The sequence below is a fragment of the Kribbella antiqua genome (genome assembly GCF_004345665.1).
GTDB classification, from domain to species: Bacteria; Actinomycetota; Actinomycetes; order Propionibacteriales; family Kribbellaceae; genus Kribbella; species Kribbella antiqua.
The window spans coordinates 1-15,405 of record NZ_SLWR01000018.1 but is presented as its reverse complement, the minus strand read 5'-3'; the positions used below and the strand labels follow the sequence as shown (position 1 = coordinate 15,405).

General features: G+C 68.2%; 14 protein-coding genes. 3 read left to right on the top strand and 11 right to left on the bottom strand.

The features are described 5' to 3' along the window. Nucleotides 1-2: 2 nt before the first annotated feature. The 3 genes from EV646_RS36380 to EV646_RS36370 are packed head-to-tail and all read right to left on the bottom strand — an operon-like array spanning nt 3 to nt 3,946. Nucleotides 3-2,267, bottom strand: coding sequence for a [protein-PII] uridylyltransferase (locus EV646_RS36380; RefSeq protein WP_132156956.1), 2,265 nt, complete (start codon nt 2,265-2,267; stop codon nt 3-5). After that, a complete protein-coding gene (locus EV646_RS36375; protein WP_132156954.1) occupies nt 2,268-2,606 on the bottom strand; it encodes a P-II family nitrogen regulator in 339 nt (112 codons plus the stop codon). After that, nucleotides 2,603-3,946: an ammonium transporter gene (locus EV646_RS36370; RefSeq protein WP_132156952.1), complete on the bottom strand. Its 1,344-nt coding sequence runs from the start codon at nt 3,944-3,946 to the stop codon at nt 2,603-2,605. The genes EV646_RS36375 and EV646_RS36370 overlap by 4 nt, the downstream gene beginning before the upstream one ends. A gap of 254 nt (nt 3,947-4,200) precedes the next feature. On the opposite strand from EV646_RS36370, the gene EV646_RS36365 reads away from it, so the two are divergent. After that, nucleotides 4,201-4,800 carry a TetR/AcrR family transcriptional regulator gene (locus EV646_RS36365; protein ID WP_132156950.1) on the top strand — a complete coding sequence of 200 codons (600 nt, stop codon included), beginning with the start codon at nt 4,201-4,203 and terminating at the stop codon, nt 4,798-4,800. On the opposite strand, the gene EV646_RS36360 is transcribed toward EV646_RS36365, so the two are convergent. The 3 genes from EV646_RS36360 to EV646_RS36350 are packed head-to-tail and all read right to left on the bottom strand — an operon-like array spanning nt 4,797 to nt 7,413. Beyond that, nucleotides 4,797-6,020, bottom strand: coding sequence for a hypothetical protein (locus EV646_RS36360; protein WP_241996556.1), 1,224 nt, complete (start codon nt 6,018-6,020; stop codon nt 4,797-4,799). The two genes, EV646_RS36365 and EV646_RS36360, sit on opposite strands and share 4 nt — an antisense overlap. Before the next feature lie 11 nt (nt 6,021-6,031). Further along, nucleotides 6,032-6,466 carry a sigma factor-like helix-turn-helix DNA-binding protein gene (locus tag EV646_RS36355; RefSeq protein WP_132156946.1) on the bottom strand — a complete coding sequence of 145 codons (435 nt, stop codon included), beginning with the start codon at nt 6,464-6,466 and terminating at the stop codon, nt 6,032-6,034. A gap of 26 nt (nt 6,467-6,492) precedes the next feature. Further along, nucleotides 6,493-7,413: an NAD(P)/FAD-dependent oxidoreductase gene (locus tag EV646_RS36350; RefSeq protein ID WP_132156945.1), complete on the bottom strand. Its 921-nt coding sequence runs from the start codon at nt 7,411-7,413 to the stop codon at nt 6,493-6,495. Nucleotides 7,414-7,493: 80 nt separating this feature from the next. Between EV646_RS36350 and EV646_RS36345 the strand changes: the two genes are divergently transcribed. Continuing rightward, nucleotides 7,494-8,069, top strand: coding sequence for a helix-turn-helix domain-containing protein (locus tag EV646_RS36345; protein ID WP_132156943.1), 576 nt, complete (start codon nt 7,494-7,496; stop codon nt 8,067-8,069). A gap of 40 nt (nt 8,070-8,109) precedes the next feature. Then, the gene (locus EV646_RS36340) at nt 8,110-9,060 is read left to right on the top strand and encodes an asparaginase (RefSeq protein WP_132156941.1); all 951 of its coding nucleotides are present in this window, start codon (nt 8,110-8,112) and stop codon (nt 9,058-9,060) included. 1 nt (nt 9,061) lies between these two features. Here EV646_RS36340 and EV646_RS36335 read toward each other — a convergent pair whose 3' ends face one another. From EV646_RS36335 to EV646_RS36315, 5 genes are all read right to left on the bottom strand, one after another. Beyond that, complete coding sequence (locus tag EV646_RS36335) at nt 9,062-10,363, bottom strand: NAD(P)/FAD-dependent oxidoreductase (RefSeq protein ID WP_132156939.1); 1,302 nt, start codon at nt 10,361-10,363, stop codon at nt 9,062-9,064. Nucleotides 10,364-10,402: 39 nt separating this feature from the next. Then, a complete protein-coding gene (ftsY, locus tag EV646_RS36330; protein ID WP_199237419.1) occupies nt 10,403-11,572 on the bottom strand; it encodes a signal recognition particle-docking protein FtsY in 1,170 nt (389 codons plus the stop codon). Between the two features lie 43 nt (nt 11,573-11,615). Continuing rightward, the gene (gene cydC, locus EV646_RS36325) at nt 11,616-13,226 is read right to left on the bottom strand and encodes a thiol reductant ABC exporter subunit CydC (protein WP_132156937.1); all 1,611 of its coding nucleotides are present in this window, start codon (nt 13,224-13,226) and stop codon (nt 11,616-11,618) included. After that, entirely contained in the window at nt 13,223-14,848 is a 1,626-nt protein-coding gene (gene cydD / locus EV646_RS36320) for a thiol reductant ABC exporter subunit CydD (protein WP_132156935.1), read from the bottom strand. The genes cydC and cydD overlap by 4 nt, the downstream gene beginning before the upstream one ends. Continuing rightward, nucleotides 14,845-15,405, bottom strand: a 561-nt coding sequence (locus EV646_RS36315; RefSeq protein WP_199237417.1) for a cytochrome d ubiquinol oxidase subunit II, incomplete at its 5' end; no start/stop codon positions are given. The genes cydD and EV646_RS36315, both read right to left, overlap by 4 nt.

The window sequence follows — 15,405 nt, the reverse complement described above, 5'->3', positions numbered from 1 at the left end:
CACTAGAAGGTCAGGCGATCCAGAACCGTCTTTGCCGTCGTCCGCGCGTCCTCGTCGTCCAGTGGCGAGCCATGGCTGTCGGTGAGGTAGAAGACGTCCACACACTCAGCGCCCAGCGTGCTGACGTGTGCGGAACGGATGTCTGCACCAGTGGAAGCTATGGCCGACGTGACGTCGTACAGGAGTCCTGGGCGGTCATGTGCTCGCACCTGCAGCACAGTGGCCGTCTCTGACGCATCAGGCAACAGATCCACCCGGCTGGCGACGCGCTGCTTCAGCGCAGACGAGTCGCGCGCGGCCAAGCGTCGTACGAGGTCTGTGTCGTCGCGCAGGGCCACGGCGAGCCGGTCACGCAACCGGACTGGGTCTGGCGGCGAGCCAGCCACGGTCCACTGCGAGATGCCCAACCCCTCAACGGACGTGATGACCGCAGACCGCACAGCGAGCCGCTCCACAGCCAGCACAGCCGCCACGGTCGACAGAGTGCCCACCTGATCCGGTACGGCGACATTGATCCGAACGTCACCGTGATACTCGGACACCGTGACGCCCAGCCGGCCCACTCCGACCACCGGCTGCAGTGTGGGCACAGGCACCGGCGGAGCCTCGGTCCACATGCCCTCGCCTCCGCCGGACAGCTCGCCGCGCACCCGGCGGCACAGCTCACCAACCAGCCGCATCCGCCACGGTGACGACGCCGCCGGACCCGCAGCACGCGCGTCGGCGTACGTAAGGGCTTCCAGCAGGTCCAGGGTGTCGGTGTCACGAACGATCCCCGCGACGAGGTCCACAGTCATCGGGTCGTCCAGGTCTCGCCGGGTGGCGACCTGCGCGAGCATCAGGTGCTGCCGCACGAGCAGCGCGATCGTGTCCGCATCGGCGTCCGTGAAGCCAAGCCGTTGCGCCACAGCGCGAGCGATGACCGCACCCGTGACACTGTGGTCGCCTTCGACGGCCTTGCCCAGGTCATGCAGCAATGCCGCGATCAGCAGCAGGTCAGGTCGCCGTACGTCGCGAACCATCTTCGAAGCCTCGACACACGTCTCCAGCAGATGCCGGTCGACGGTGAACCGGTGGATCGCGGACTGCGGCGGCCGGAACCGCACTGTGTCCCACTCGGGCAGGATCCGCGAGATATAGCCGGCCTGGTCCAACGCCTCCCACACCTCGAGCAGTCCGCTGCCAGCACCCAGCAGCGCGCACAGCAACCGCCGAGCCTCACCCGGCCAGGGCTCAGGCAATGCGGCTCCGCTCCCAGCCAGCCGAGCACACACCGCAGGCGACAGCACAAGCTCACGATCCGCAGCGACAGCAGCAGCCCGCAGCCCCAGTACTGCGTCCCGCTCAGGCCGCGCGTCGGGCATCAGTACGACTTCGCCCTCGTGCTGACCGACACCCTCGTCCAGCGCCAGCAGCAACGGTCCCCCGGTCCGCTGCCGACGCCTGGACCGCGGCGGCCGGGCCATCAAGCTCTCGATCCGCCGCCACGACACATCACACACATGCGCAAGCGTCCGGCCGGTCGAATACACGTGCCGCAACAGCTCGTCCCGGCCGGCCATCCCCAGACCGGCGGCGACTTCACCGGACAGGTCAGCGACCAGCCTGTCAGTGGAGCGACCCGCAACCGTGTGCAGCTCGTCCCTGACCTCCAGCAGATCCAGCCGCGCCCGCTCCACCACCGGATGCGGTACGTCAACCAGCCACGACGCCACCAGCCCCCGCAGTACGACCGCATCCCGCAGACCGCCATACGCCTCCTTGAGGTCGGGCTCGGCGAGGTGTGCGAGCTCTCCGACGCTCGACGCGCGGTCCCGGCACGCCTGGGCCAGCGCAGGCAGCCTGGAGCGAGCCGTACGGCGCCAGTCCGCCATCAGCGTCGATCGCAGCTGCAGGGTGAGGTGTGAGTCGCCCGCGACGTGCCGTGCGTCCAGCAGGCCCAGGGCGACCCGGATGTCGTCGGCAGCCGCCTGCCGGGCCTCCTCGACCGTACGGACGCTGTGGTCCAGCTTGGTCCTGGAGTCCCACAGCGGGTACCAGATCTGTGCGGCCAGCTCGTCCACCCGTGGGTACCCCTCGGCGTGTACGAGCATCACGTCGAGGTCGCTGTAAGGCGACAGCTCCTCCCGGCCATAGCCGCCGACCGCGACCAGCGCGACGCCCTCGGTGGGAACACCGAGGGCGTCGCAAGCCTTGGAGAGGAGCAGGTACAGCAGCGCGTCGGCCTCTTCGGCACGAGCGCGCCGCTGCTCTGCTCGATCGACCATCTACAGCGCGTCTCCGTCGGTCTCACCGGTACGGACCCGGACGATGGACTCCACCGGCGTGACCCAGACCTTGCCGTCGCCGATCTTGCCGGTCTGCGCGGCCTTGACGATCACGTCCACCACATCCGCGCTGTCACCGTCCTCGACGACGACCTCGACCCGGACCTTCGGGACCAGGTCCACCTCGTACTCCGCGCCGCGGTAGACCTCGGTGTGACCCTTCTGCCGGCCATAGCCGCTCGCCTCGGTCACCGTCATACCGGTGACGCCGAACGTCTCGAGCGCGGCCCGGACGTCCTCCAGCTTGTGCGGCTTGACCACCGCGGTGATCAGCTTCATGCCTTGACACCTTCCTTCTCGGAAGCCTCGGTGGTCCCATTCTCGGTCTCAGTGGGGCGAGCCAGCGGGCTGTGCCCACGCAGACCCGAGGCACCGAGGAAGTCGTACGCCGTCTCAGCGTGCTCGACCTGGTCGACACCGGCGATCTCGTCCTCTTCCTTGACCCGGAAGCCGATGGTCAGGTCGATGACCTTGCCCAGGATGAAGGCGACCGTGAAGGAGTACAGACCGACGACCACGTTGGCCAGCGCCTGCTTACCCAGCTGAGTGACGCCGCCACCGTAGAACAGGCCGTCCACGGCGGACGGGGCCGCCGCCGTACCGAGGAAGCCGATCGCCAGCGAGCCGAACAGACCGCCGACCAGGTGCACGCCGACCACGTCGAGGGAGTCGTCGAAGCCGAGCTTGTACTTCAGCGAGACCGCGAAGCAGCAGACCGCACCGGCCACGACGCCGAGGATAAGCGCACCGACCGGGGTGACCGCACCACACGACGGCGTGATCGCGACCAGACCCGCGACCGCGCCGGAGGCCATGCCCAGCGTGGTCGCCTTGCCGTGCCGGATCCGCTCGACGATCAGCCAGCCGATCACGGCGGCGGCGGTGGCGGCCTGGGTGTTCACGAAGGTGACCGCGGCGGTAGTGCCGGCGCTCAGCGCGGAACCGGCGTTGAAGCCGAACCAGCCGAACCACAGCAGTCCGGCGCCGAGGATGACCAGCGGCAGGCTGTGCGGCCGCATCGGGTCCTTCTTCCAGCCGATCCGCTTGCCGAGCACGATCGCCAGCGCCAGCGCGGCGGCACCGGCGTTCAGATGGACCGCGGTACCACCGGCGAAGTCGATCGCCTTCAGCTTGTCGCCGATCCAGCCGCCGTTGCCGTCGTCCAGGAACCAGACCGAGTGCGCGACCGGGAAGTACACCAGGAGCGTCCAGCCCACGACAAACGCGATCCAGCCACGGAACGTGGCGCGGTCGGCGATGGCACCGGAGATCAGCGCCGGGGTGATGATCGCGAACATCAGCTGGAAGGCGACGAAGGCCAGCGTCGGCGTCGTTCCGGCCACCGCCTCGGGCGCGAGCAGGCCCTTCAGGCCGACTTCGGAGAAGTCGCCGATCACGTGCCCGGTGTCACCGGCGAACGTCAGCGAGTAGCCGACCACCACCCACAACACAGTGACGACGGCGATGGTGATGAAACTCATCATCATCATGTTCAGCACGCTCTTCATGCGCACCATACCGCCGTAGAAGAAAGCCAGGCCCGGTGTCATCAGCATCACCAGGGCGGCGCTTGCCAAGACCCAGGCGGTATCGCCGGCGTTGATCTCCATCAACGTCATCCCTTCAATCGATCTGGGGGGTGGCCGGCGTCCTCAGTCGGGAGAACTCCACAACGCCGGGGAGCCCGCGCTCAGCCACACCGCAAACGGTGTCGGCGCGCCGTTTCAGCCGATCGGTCCCTATGTTTCAGGCATGTGACAAAACGCCGCACCAGGTGACATCGGGATGACATCTGAGAAGTTGTGGCACTCTGGCCTGGACCACACGGGCTCGCAGCCGCGCCACTGCACCCGTCTGATGCTGGGGACACGAAATGGGGACGAAGCACGGGGTGAGGCCGCGCCGCGGCAGACCACGGGACCCGGACGCGGAGCCGAGGATCCGCCGGTACGCCGTGGAGCTGCTGCTGGAACGGGGATTCGACGGGATGACGGTGGACGACGTCGCCGAGGCCGCGGGTGTCGGCAAGGCGACCATCTACCGTCGCTGGGCCAGCAAGGAACTGCTGGCCAACGACGCGCTGGCGGAGCTCTTCGACATCGAGATACCAGACGCCGACACCGGTTCGATCGCCGAGGATCTGCGGCACGTCTACCACGACGCGCTGGTGTTCGTGAACAGCAAGAGAGGACAGGCACTGATCCGGCTGGCGGTGTCCGAGGCCAACCGGGACGAGCGATCCGCGGCGATCTACCGCGCCTTCCTGGATCGGCGGGTCGCACTCACCAAGAAGGCGCTGGACCGCGCCCGGGCCCGCGGCGAGCCGATCCGCAGCAGCGTGGATCCGGTGCTGATGGTGCAGTGGCTGACGGGTGTGTTCATCGTCCGCGCACTGACCGGTGAGCCGATGCCGGCGCCGGAGGACACCGACCACCTGGTCGAGTTCACCATGCGGTCGATCATGGAGGACTAGGAGCGGATACCAGGCCCGAGCGCGACGCCGTTCACGGCCAGCTCGGTGACCCGGTGGACTCTGCCGGTGCGCAGGTCCCACGCCAGCACCCAGCCGCGGACCTCGAACAGCGGGGTGTTGTCGTCGTACCAGCCGAGTACGGCGCAACACCCCGGCTCGCGGACGTCGGCTGGGTCTGCTCTGCCCGCTGTGGACGGCTGTGGCTCGCCCAGCACGAGCAGACGGCTGGGGAGGGCACGCAGCGTGTCGATGGCCGCCAACACCTGCGGCTGAGAGGCCCTGGTGGGCACTTGTGGGAGGTTGTTCGCGATGAAGAGGCGGGCCGCCGTACTGCTCGTCGAGAAGGTCTGACCCACCCACGCCCGTACCGGGAGGTCCAGACTGCTGTCCAGCATCCACCCACCGGTCGACAGGTAGCGCATCACTGCTCCGGTGTCCAACCTGTACGGCGCTGTGATGGCATCGGGATCGCGGCTCCCGTTGACGGCGGTCACAGTCGGCTCACCGTAGCCACCTGCGCCTACCAGCACTCGGTAGGCCACGCCGGGACCACTGACCAGCACGCGGTTGCTGTCCATCAGCCATGCCACGCTGCGCAGGTCCTGTGCCGGCAGGTTGAAGCGACGGATCTCTGCGGTGGTCACGTCGATGACTACCACTTGACCCGGCTGCGGGAAGGCTGCGAGCCGTCCGTCCGGTGACACCGTTCCCGAGCTCAGCGGTGAGCCCGAGCGGGTCGCACGCAGTTGTACGTCGGCAACCGCCCAGGACGAGTCGGCACCGAGGATGAGCGGCACGTACGCCGCGCCTTGTTCCTCGAGGACTACTGCTGCGGTCCGCTCGAGTGGGTTCTCCTTGAGCGCTACCACGGTGTCCGGCAACCGCAGCAGGTCTCCGAGCGGCGTTTCGATCCTGTCCAGGAACCGCTCGCTGCCTGGCGGCGGAGCAACCCAGAAGTCGATCCCGGCGATCTGCCCTGACGGCGGAAGGTAGCCAGGCGGATTGCTGGGTGGTGTGGTCGGCGGGACGAGCTCGGCGTTGTTGCTGCCGCGGACTCCGGCTCCGATCGCCGCTATGACAGCGATGAGTAGTGCAATCACCACGCCGGCCAGGACACTGCGCCGCCGGCGACGGCGAGTGTCCAGTCCAGACGCCCAGGCTGCGTCCGCCAGGTCCGGCTCGGGTAAGAGGTCCGAAGCCTGGTAGAGCAGCGGCTGCACGTCCTCCCGCCTCAAAGTCGGTCTCCGGCGCCGAGTGCTGTGCGGAAACGGGTGAGGGCGGCGAGGGCGTGACCATGCACGGTGGAGTGGGAGATGCCCAGCAGGTCGGCCACTTCGAACTCGGTGAGCTCTTCCAAGTGAAGCAGCACGAACACAGCCCGCTGTGCGGGCGTCAGCTCCGCCAGCGCGAGCTTGACCGGGTCGTCCTCGTCCGGGAAGGCCCGCACCCGGCTCCACCGCGCCAGCGCCGGTTGGTAGAGCAGCCGCTGGACGAAGACGTCCGGGTCGTCCACCTTGTTCCAGCGCAGCGAGAGCCGACTGAAGGCGTGCAGGAGTTGCTCCTCTGCGCGTTCCAGCTCGCCGTACACGAGGTACGCCGTACGGAGCCATCTGCCCTGTCGTGCGTCGACATACGAGGCGAAGTCTGGGTCGACCGTGTCGTGCATCCACCCTCCTGCCTCTATTCAACTCCTCAACTACTGCGGGCGGCCACCGCCAGACGCGTCTCTTCCATGATCAGGTCGGCGTTGATGCCGCCGGCCGCCGCAAGACCCGCGGCGGCGGCCGGGATGACCGTGGCGCGAGGGTCGGTCACGTTGCCCGCGACAAAGACGCCAGGAACGGCTGTGGCCCCGGTGGCGTCAGCGGCGATCACGTCCTGTTCGTTCGGTTCCAGGCCAAGGTCGACCAGGAAGTCCGCGCGCGCACGCATGGTCGTCTGGACCGCCAGTGCCTGCCGCGCGATGACTTTGCCGCCCTCCAGGCGGACGCCAGTGAGCTTGTCGTTCGCTACTTCAAGCTGCTCGATTTTCCCTTGTACTACGGCGATTCCGCGTGCTGCCAGCTGCTCCCACTGCTCATCCGTCGGCTCGGGCGCCGTGTGCAGGAACAGCGTCACGTCATCGCTCAGCTGCCTGAAGAGCAACGCCTGGAACGTCGCCATCGCGCTGGTCGCCAGTACGCCGATCGCCTGGTCGCGCACCTCCCATCCGTGGCAGTACGGGCAGTGCAGCACGTCACGCCCCCACCGCTCGGCCAGACCTCGCACGTCGGGCAGCACGTCCGTCAGGCCGGTCGTCACCAGCAGCCGCCTGCCCTCGTACGTCGTACCGTCGGCAAGCTCGACTGTGAACAGTTCGTCCCGGCCGACTGCGGTCACGGTGCCGGTGGCGAACTCACCGCCGTACCCGGCGACCTCCTTGCGGCCCAGTGCGTACAGCTCGGCCGGCGGGACGCCATCGCGGGTCAGGTAGTTGTGCACTGCCTCAGCGGGCCTGTTGCGCGGAGTGCCGTCGTCGATCACCAGCACTGACCGGCGGGACCGCGCCAGCGCCATCGCACCACTCAGCCCGGCGGCTCCCCCGCCTACCACGATCACGTCGTATTTCTTCATCTCTCGGCTCCTTCGTTCGGTATGCCGAGGATCCGTCCTGGTTTTCGTTTTCGACAACATTTGTTGCCATACTGGCAAACATGGATTCGTTCGATGAAGTACTCGATGCGGTCGGGCCGCGGCTGCGCAGGCTGCGGACCGAGCGGAAGACGACACTGGCCCAGCTGTCCGAGTCCACCGGGATCTCGGTGAGCACGCTGTCCCGGCTGGAGTCCGGTCAGCGCCGGCCGACGCTGGAGCTGTTGCTGCCGCTGGCGCGCGCGCACCAGGTCCAGCTGGACGAGCTGGTCGACGCGCCGCCGACGGGTGATCCGCGGATCCACGCGAAGCCGATCAAGCACCACGGTGTGGTGCACATCCCGCTGTCCCGGCGGCCCGGCGGGTTGCAGGCGTTCAAGCAGATCCTGCCGGAGGGCTACCCGGGCGGTGACGTGAACCAGAAGACCCACGAGGGCTACGACTGGATGTATGTGCTGTCCGGACAGCTCCGGCTGGTGCTCGGCGACCAGGACTTCATGCTGAAGGAAGGTGAGGTGGCGGAGTTCGACACCAGGGTGCCGCACTGGTTCGGCAACCCCGGTCCGGGCGCAGCCGAGGTGCTGTGCCTGTACGGCCCGCAAGGGGAACGCATGCATGTCCGGGCGCGCACCCGGTAAGCAGTAGGCTGCGGCGGTCCATGACTGTGGAGGAGCTGTTGTGAGCGTCGCTTTGTTCACCCTCGGCGGCACTATCTCGGTGGCCGGCGGTCGCCGGCTGACCGGTGCGGACCTCACTGGCGCCGTACCGGGCCTGTCCGAGCTCGGCCACGCTGTGGAGATCCAGGACATCGAGTCGGTGCCCAGTGGCAACCTGTCGATGGCGAAGGTGCTCGACGTCGTCGACGCGGCCTCCAAGGCTGTAGCCGACGGCGCTAGCGGCGTGGTGGTCACGCAGGGCACTGACACCCTGGAGGAGACCGCCTTCCTCGTCGACCAGGTCTGGCCGCACTCACAGCCGTTCGTGCTCACCGGTGCGATGCGCAACCCCACGCTGGCTGGTCCTGACGGCCCAGCGAACCTGCTGGCCGCTGCACGCGTCGCCTGCTCCCCTGCGGCACGTGACCTCGGTGCGCTCGTGGTGTTCAAGGAAGAGATCCACGCCGCCAGATGGGTACGCAAGACCCACAGCACCAGTACGGCGACCTTCGCATCACCCAACGCCGGTCCGATCGGCCATGTCGTCGAGGACCGGGTCCGCGTGCTCACGCGCCCGTTGCGTCTGGACGGCGTACACGTACGGGCTGACCTCGATGCCAACCGGGTGGCGCTCTACACCGTCACGCTGGACGACGACGGCGTACTGCTGCAGGGGTTGGCGGAGACACACCAGGGTCTGGTCGTGGCGGCGTTCGGCGTCGGGCATGTGCCGGCTGCGCTCGCTCCTGTCCTCGGTGAGCTCGCTGCGGTGATGCCTGTGGTGCTGACGTCGCGGACCGGTGGCGGCTCGGTGCTGCGGCACACGTACAAGTCCGTCGGCTCGGAGTCCGATCTGCTGCAGCGTGGACTGATCGACGGTGGGTTTCTCGATCCCTACAAGGCGCGCGTGCTGCTTCGGTTGCTGCTGGCAACGGATGACGACATCAGCGCGGCCTTCGCGCAGTACCAGTGAGCTAGTGCTTTCTCGTCCGTTCCGGGCTGGCCGTCTCCAGCGGTACGTCCTCACCCGGGATGACACCGAGTTGTGTGGTCTGACGGCGCAGTACGGCGTCGAAGGCCCACTCGGTGGCGGTGCGGATGCGGTTACCCGGCATGGAGAGCAGGTGGTAGCCGCGAGTCACCGCCTTAGCGGGCAGCCCCGCCAGCGGCACCTGCAGCGGGTTGGCCGCCGCTTGCGTTCCGCCTAGGTCCACGACGAAGCCGAGATCCTTGTGCACGTACGGCTTCCGCTCACCCGTTCCGAAGCTTGCAGCGACATTCTTGGCAGCCCGCTTGCCCTGGCGCTCTGCATGCTGGGCAGTCATCGGTGTGACCTCGCCCAGACGCGTCAGGTCCGGCACGGCGGCCGCGTCGCCACAGGCGAAGACGTCAGGGTGGTCCGGCACGTTCAGGTACTCATCGACGACCAGGCGGCCCTTCTCGGTCTTCAACCCCAGTCCGTCGACCATCGGGTCCGGCCGTACGCCGACGCACCAGATGAGTGAGTGTGTCGGCACGAAGGACTTGTCGGTGAGCCGTACGCCGTCGTGCTTCGCCTCCTCGACCGACGTCCCCATCTGTACGTCGACTCCACGCTCACGCAGGACTTTGTCCGCCGTACGTGACAGCCGCTCGTCCAGCTCGGGCAGGACCCGGTCGGCGATGTCCAGCAGCATCCAGCGCATCCGCTGGTGCTTGAGCCGTGGCCGGCGCTTCTTGAGCAGCTCCGTGTACAGCACGCCGTGTGCGGCCACCTCAGTCCCGGTGTAGCCGGCTCCGACGACCACGAAGGTGCAGAGCGCGTTCCGCTCGGCCGGGTCGTCGCTGGCGTCGGCCAGCTCGATCTGCTGGGTCAGGTGGTCTCGCAGGAAGACTGCCTCGGGGATGCCGCGGAAGCCGTGTGCGTACTCCGTGACGCCGGGGATGGGCAGCAGCTTGTTCACGCTGCCCGCGGCGATGATGAGCCGGTCGTAGCGGATTTCGTCCCGCCTGCCGACCGGATCGGCGTACCGGACCTTGCGGTGGTCCAGGTCGAGTCCGTCCACCTCGCCGAGCACCAGCCGGACCTCCGGCAGCGTGTCCGCGATCGACACGGTCAGCCGCCGCGGCTCGAGGATCCCGGTCGCGACCTCCGGCAGCAGCGGCACGTACAGGAAGTAGTCCGTCGAGTTGACCACGACGATGTCGGCTCGGCCGCGGGCCAGCCGGCACAGGGTTTTGGCTGCGTGGAATCCGGCGAACCCGGCCCCGACGATGACGATCCTCGGTCGCTTCATCCCCCCTGAGTACCAGAAACCGCCGTGGCCAAACCAGGGTCAGTCGAGGAGCGCGTCGACGAACTGCTCGGCGTCGAAGGGGGCCAGGTCGTCCGCGCCTTCGCCGAGGCCGACGAGCTTGACCGGGACTCCGAGCTCGCGCTGGACGGCGATGACGATGCCGCCCTTCGCGGTGCCGTCCAGCTTGGTGAGGACCAGGCCGGTGACGTTGATGACCTCGGCGAAGACCCGCGCCTGGGTGAGGCCGTTCTGGCCGGTGGTGGCGTCGATGACGAGCAGCACCTCGTCGACCTCGGCGGACTTCTCGATCACCCGCTTCACCTTGCCGAGCTCGTCCATCAGCCCGGTCTTGGTGTGCAGTCGCCCGGCGGTGTCCACGAGGACGACGTCCGCCTCCTCCTCGATGCCCTGCTTGACCGAGTCGAACGCGACGCTGGCCGGGTCGCCGCCCTCCGGCCCGCGCACTGTCCGCACGCCAACCCGCTCACCCCAGGTCTGCAGCTGGTCCGCAGCCGCTGCGCGGAACGTGTCCGCAGCACCGAGTACGACGTGCTTGTCCTCAGCGACCAGTACGCGCGCCAGCTTGCCGACTGTGGTGGTCTTGCCGGTGCCGTTGACCCCGACGACCATCACAACAGCGGGCTGCGTCTCCTTGCGGCTGATCTTGAGCGACCGGTCCAGTGACGGGTCGAGCAGCGCGATGAGCTCCTCGCGGAGGATCTCCCGGGCCTGGTCGCCGCCGACGCCCTCGACCCGCACCCGGGTCCGCAGCCGCTCCACCAGCTCCTGCGTGGGCGCCACACCGACGTCCGCGGTGATCAGCGTGGTCTCGATGTCCTCCCACGCTTCCTCGTCCAGCTTGTCCCGGGACAGCAGCGCGAGCAGCCCCTTGCCCAGCGAACCCTGCGAACGCGCCAGCCGGGCCCGCAGCCGGACCAGCCGGCCCTGCGCCGACTCCGGCTTCTCGATCGTCGCTGTCGCCGGCTCCGGGAGCTCGGTGTCCTCCAGCGTCCGGGTGGGCGTATCCCGGGGTTCCTCGGCGTCCTCACCGACCTTCGGCTCCGCCGTCTCCAGCGGCGCCGGCTGCGCGGACGACGGCAGCTCGGCCTTGCGGCGCCGGGTCACGACGAGTCCGGCGGCACCGCCGACGAGTACGACGGCGGCCACGATGATGAGGATCAGGACCTGGTCGGAGAGCAGAGGAGTCACGGTTCCCCATCTTGACAGACACCCAGCCCGCCGCCCGCATTCGTCACGTCAGGCAAACCAGCTGTCGCGGTACGTGAGCAGGAACCAACTCCGGTCGGTGGGTGAGGAGGACCACAGTACGGCGACCAGCGGCGGCGAACAGGTCCTCGAGCAGCGCCCGGCCGGTCTCTTCGTCCAGGTGCTCGGTCGGCTCGTCGAGCACTAGTACGTCGCGGTCGGCCAGCAGCAGCCGGGCAAACGCGAGCCGCTGGCGCTCACCGCCCGACAGACGGGCACCGTGCTCGCCCACCATCGTGTTGAGGCCGTCCGGCAGCTTCTCGACGAACACCCCGAGCCGAGCCCGGTACAGCGCCTTCCACAGCTGGAGATCGCTCACACCAGGCTTGGCGAGCAGCAGGTTCTCGCGGATGCTCGTGTCGAACACGTGGCTCTCCTGCGTCAGCAGCCCGACCACAGACCGCACTTGGTCGCCTTCGAGCTGTGCCAGGTCCACACCATCCAGCAGGACCTGACCGGCCCGCGGCTCGAGGAATCGCATCAGCACTGCCGCCAGCGTGCTCTTTCCCGAACCACTCGGCCCAGTGATCACCACGCGGCTCCCAGCCGGCATGTCCAGGCTCAACCCGTCCAGTACGTCGTCATCGCCGTACCCGACCCGCAGGTGCTTCACCTTCAGGTCACGCCCTGCCGGCAGCGGCAACGCGTTTGCAGGCTCGTGCACGGGCTCAGGGCTGTCCAGGAGCTCCTGCACCCGGCCGAGTGACGCCCGTACCCGGATGGCGAGTTGTGCGGCTGCCGGAACGCCTCCGAGTACGTCGGCCAGCGCGAGTGGCGTCAGCACGAGTACGGCGAATACGGCGCCGGTGATGTTCGCCGTATTGCCGAGCACCAGTCCGGCCACACTCGCGCCGCCGACGCACAGCACCAGCAGCGCGTTGCCAAGTCCCGCGCTCCAGGCTGAGCGGCGCTCGGCCGCGGCGAGCTTGGCATCGCTCGCGCTGAAGGACTTGAGTACGTCGTCGACTGCGTTGAACGCGACCACGTCGGCTGCGGTCAGCAACGTCTCGGTGGCGTTCGCTGCGACTTCTCCGCGTGCGCTGGAGACGTTGCGCTCAGCCCTCGCCGCGGTCTGCGCGGTCAGCAGCGGCACCACTGTGCACGCGACGAGGACTGCCAGCGCCACAGCTGCGCCCGCTGCAGGCAGCAGCAATGCCAGCAGGCCAATGGTCGCCGTAGCGGTGACTGCTGCGACTGCGACGGGAAGGACCACGCGCAGCCACAGGTCCAGCACTGCGTCCACGTCGAGCACCAGACGCGCCAGCAGGTCGCCCTTGCGTTGTGAGCTCAGTCCGCCGGGTGCCAACTTCTCCAGACGCCCGGTGATCCGTGCGCGGGTCTCCCCGAGCACCCGGTACGCCGCGTCGTGGCCGACCAGCCGCTCGACGTACCGGAACACCCCTCGCCCGACCCCGAACGCTCGTACGGCGACGATTGCCACCATCAGGGTCAGCACAGGAGGTTGGGCCGCCGCTGTGGTGATCAGCCACGCTGATGTGGCCAGCAAGGCGACAGCGGATCCAGCAGCCGCGACACCAGCCAACAAGGCCAGCCCGAGCCGCCACCACACGCGGCCTTCGGGCAACACGAGCCTCATGCGTTCACCAGCTCTCTTGCGCCTACGGTCACTACCCGGTCCGCTGCGGCGATCAGTGCCGGCCGGTGAGCGACCATCAAGACCGTTCGGCCGGTCCCACGCAGCCCAGCGATCACAGCAGCCTCTGCATCGGCGTCCAGCCCGGCGGTTGGCTCGTCGAGCAGCAGCACTGGTGCATCAGTGAGCAACGCCCGGGCGAGTGCGACCCGGCGTTGCTGACCGCCTGACAGCAACTGCCCCTGCTCTCCCACCGGCTTGTCCAGCGCCAGCTCGCCAGCCCCAGCCGTAGCGAGTGCGACGAGCACCTCCTCGTCACGCGCTTCAGGACGACCGAGCCGCACGTTGTCGGCGACCGTGCCCATCCGCAGCCCCGGCCGCTGCGGCACCCACCCGAACTGCCGCCTCCACACCGTCGGCTCGAACTCGTCCGCCGCACTGCCACCGGCAACCACCACCCCGCGCTCAGGCTCCACGAACCCCAGCAGCACAGACAGCACAGTCGACTTCCCAGCCCCACTGGGCCCCGTGAGAGCCACCACTTCACCAGGCCGAACCTCAAGGTCGAACCCGTCCAGCGCAGGCTCGTCTCGACCCGGGTAGCGCACGGTCACGTCGTACAGGTGCAGTGAGTTCACCCGCAGATCTGGTACGTCGGTCCGCTCGCCGCGCGCGGGCAGGGGTGTCTCCAGGACCCGGAAGACCTCTTCGCTCGCGGCGACCCCGTCAGCGCTGGCGTGGAACTGCATGCCGACCTGACGCAACGGCAGGTACGCCTCGGGCGCCAGGATCAGGACCATCAGCGCGGTCTCCAGCCCCAGCTTGCCGTCGACCAACTGCAGGCCTACGCCGACCGCGACCAGCGCCACCGAGATGCTGGCCAGCAGCTCCAGCACCAGCGACGACAGAAACGCCAGCCGCAGGCTCCCCATCGACGCCACCCGGTGCTTGTCGGTCACCCGCCGTACGGCGGACTCCTGGGCCTTCGCCCGACCGAAGAGCTTGAGTGTGGGCAGTCCGGCGACGACGTCGGCGAAGTGGTGAGCAAGAACGGCCAACGCGTGCTGACGGCGTCGACTGTGCGCCTGTGTCGCCCAGCCGATCAACGCCATGAAGATCGGGATCAGCGGCAGTGTGACGACCACAGTCCCAGCAGCGATCAGGTCACCGGTCCCCATCCACCCGATCACGCCGGCCGGTACGGTCGCGGCCAGCACGAGCTGCGGGAGGTAGCGGGCGAAGTACGGGTCCAGGTCGTCGAGTCCTTTGGTCAGCAAGGTGGTCAGCGCACTACTGCGCTCACCGCTCAACCACACCGGCCCCAGCTTCAGCGAGTGCTCCAGCACCTGCTTCCGCAACGACGACTTCACCGCAGCCGCGGCCCGCTGCGCCACCACCTCCTGCGCCCACACCAGCAACCCCCTGGTCGCCACAACCCCAGTCAGCCCCAGAGCAACCCCTGCGACGCCAGCACCATGCAGCACGACACCAGCAATCCCATGCGCCAGCAGCACAGCCTGAACGACGATCAGCAGTCCACTGGCCACACCGATCACCACGGACGCGACCAGAAAGCTCCGAGCAGCCCGGGCGCGACGCAGCAGCCGCGGGTCGACCGGCTTCATGACACAGCTACCGGTTCGACCGTGACGCGCTTGCGGAACACCCAGTACGTCCAGCCCTGGTACAGCAGCACCAGCGGCGTGAAGATCGCGGCAATGATCGTCAAGATCTTCAACGTGTACGGCGTTGACGCCGCGTCAACTGTTGTCAATGTTGATCCAGGATCAAGGGTTGACGGCATCACGGCCGGGAACATCGCAGCGAACAGCGACGCCACGGCCAGTCCGACGGCGAGCGTCGTACCCACGAAGGCCCAGCCCTCGCGGCGTACCAGGTTTGCGAGCAGGCCGCCGGAGAAGGCAACCACCGCGGCGGCGGCAACGATCACCGACGCCGTGTCTCCGCGGATCGCCTGAGCCCACCAAAGGAAGGGGACGACCAGGACAGCGGCAACCACACCCGCGCGGGTGGCCAGCCGGTTGGCCCGGCGGCGAAGGTCGTCGGTGGTGCGCAGTGCCAAGAATATCGCGCCGTGGGTGACGAAGACCGCGGTGAAGGCAACGGCACCGAAGAGGGCGAAGGGGTTCAGCAGGTCGCCGAGGCTGCCGACGTACTCATG

Bases quoted from the DNA above. Each gene is read 5' to 3' on its own strand.
- EV646_RS36380 (WP_132156956.1), bottom strand. From the start codon at position 2,267: ATGGTCGATCGAGCAGAGCAGCGGCGCGCTCGTGCCGAAGAGGCCGAC.
- EV646_RS36375 (WP_132156954.1), bottom strand. From the start codon at position 2,606: ATGAAGCTGATCACCGCGGTGGTCAAGCCGCACAAGCTGGAGGACGTC.
- EV646_RS36370 (WP_132156952.1), bottom strand. From the start codon at position 3,946: ATGACGTTGATGGAGATCAACGCCGGCGATACCGCCTGGGTCTTGGCA.
- EV646_RS36365 (WP_132156950.1), top strand. From the start codon at position 4,201: ATGGGGACGAAGCACGGGGTGAGGCCGCGCCGCGGCAGACCACGGGAC.
- EV646_RS36355 (WP_132156946.1), bottom strand. From the start codon at position 6,466: ATGCACGACACGGTCGACCCAGACTTCGCCTCGTATGTCGACGCACGA.
- EV646_RS36350 (WP_132156945.1), bottom strand. From the start codon at position 7,413: ATGAAGAAATACGACGTGATCGTGGTAGGCGGGGGAGCCGCCGGGCTG.
- EV646_RS36345 (WP_132156943.1), top strand. From the start codon at position 7,494: ATGGATTCGTTCGATGAAGTACTCGATGCGGTCGGGCCGCGGCTGCGC.
- EV646_RS36335 (WP_132156939.1), bottom strand. From the start codon at position 10,363: ATGAAGCGACCGAGGATCGTCATCGTCGGGGCCGGGTTCGCCGGATTC.
- cydC (WP_132156937.1), bottom strand. From the start codon at position 13,226: ATGAGGCTCGTGTTGCCCGAAGGCCGCGTGTGGTGGCGGCTCGGGCTG.
- cydD (WP_132156935.1), bottom strand. From the start codon at position 14,848: ATGAAGCCGGTCGACCCGCGGCTGCTGCGTCGCGCCCGGGCTGCTCGG.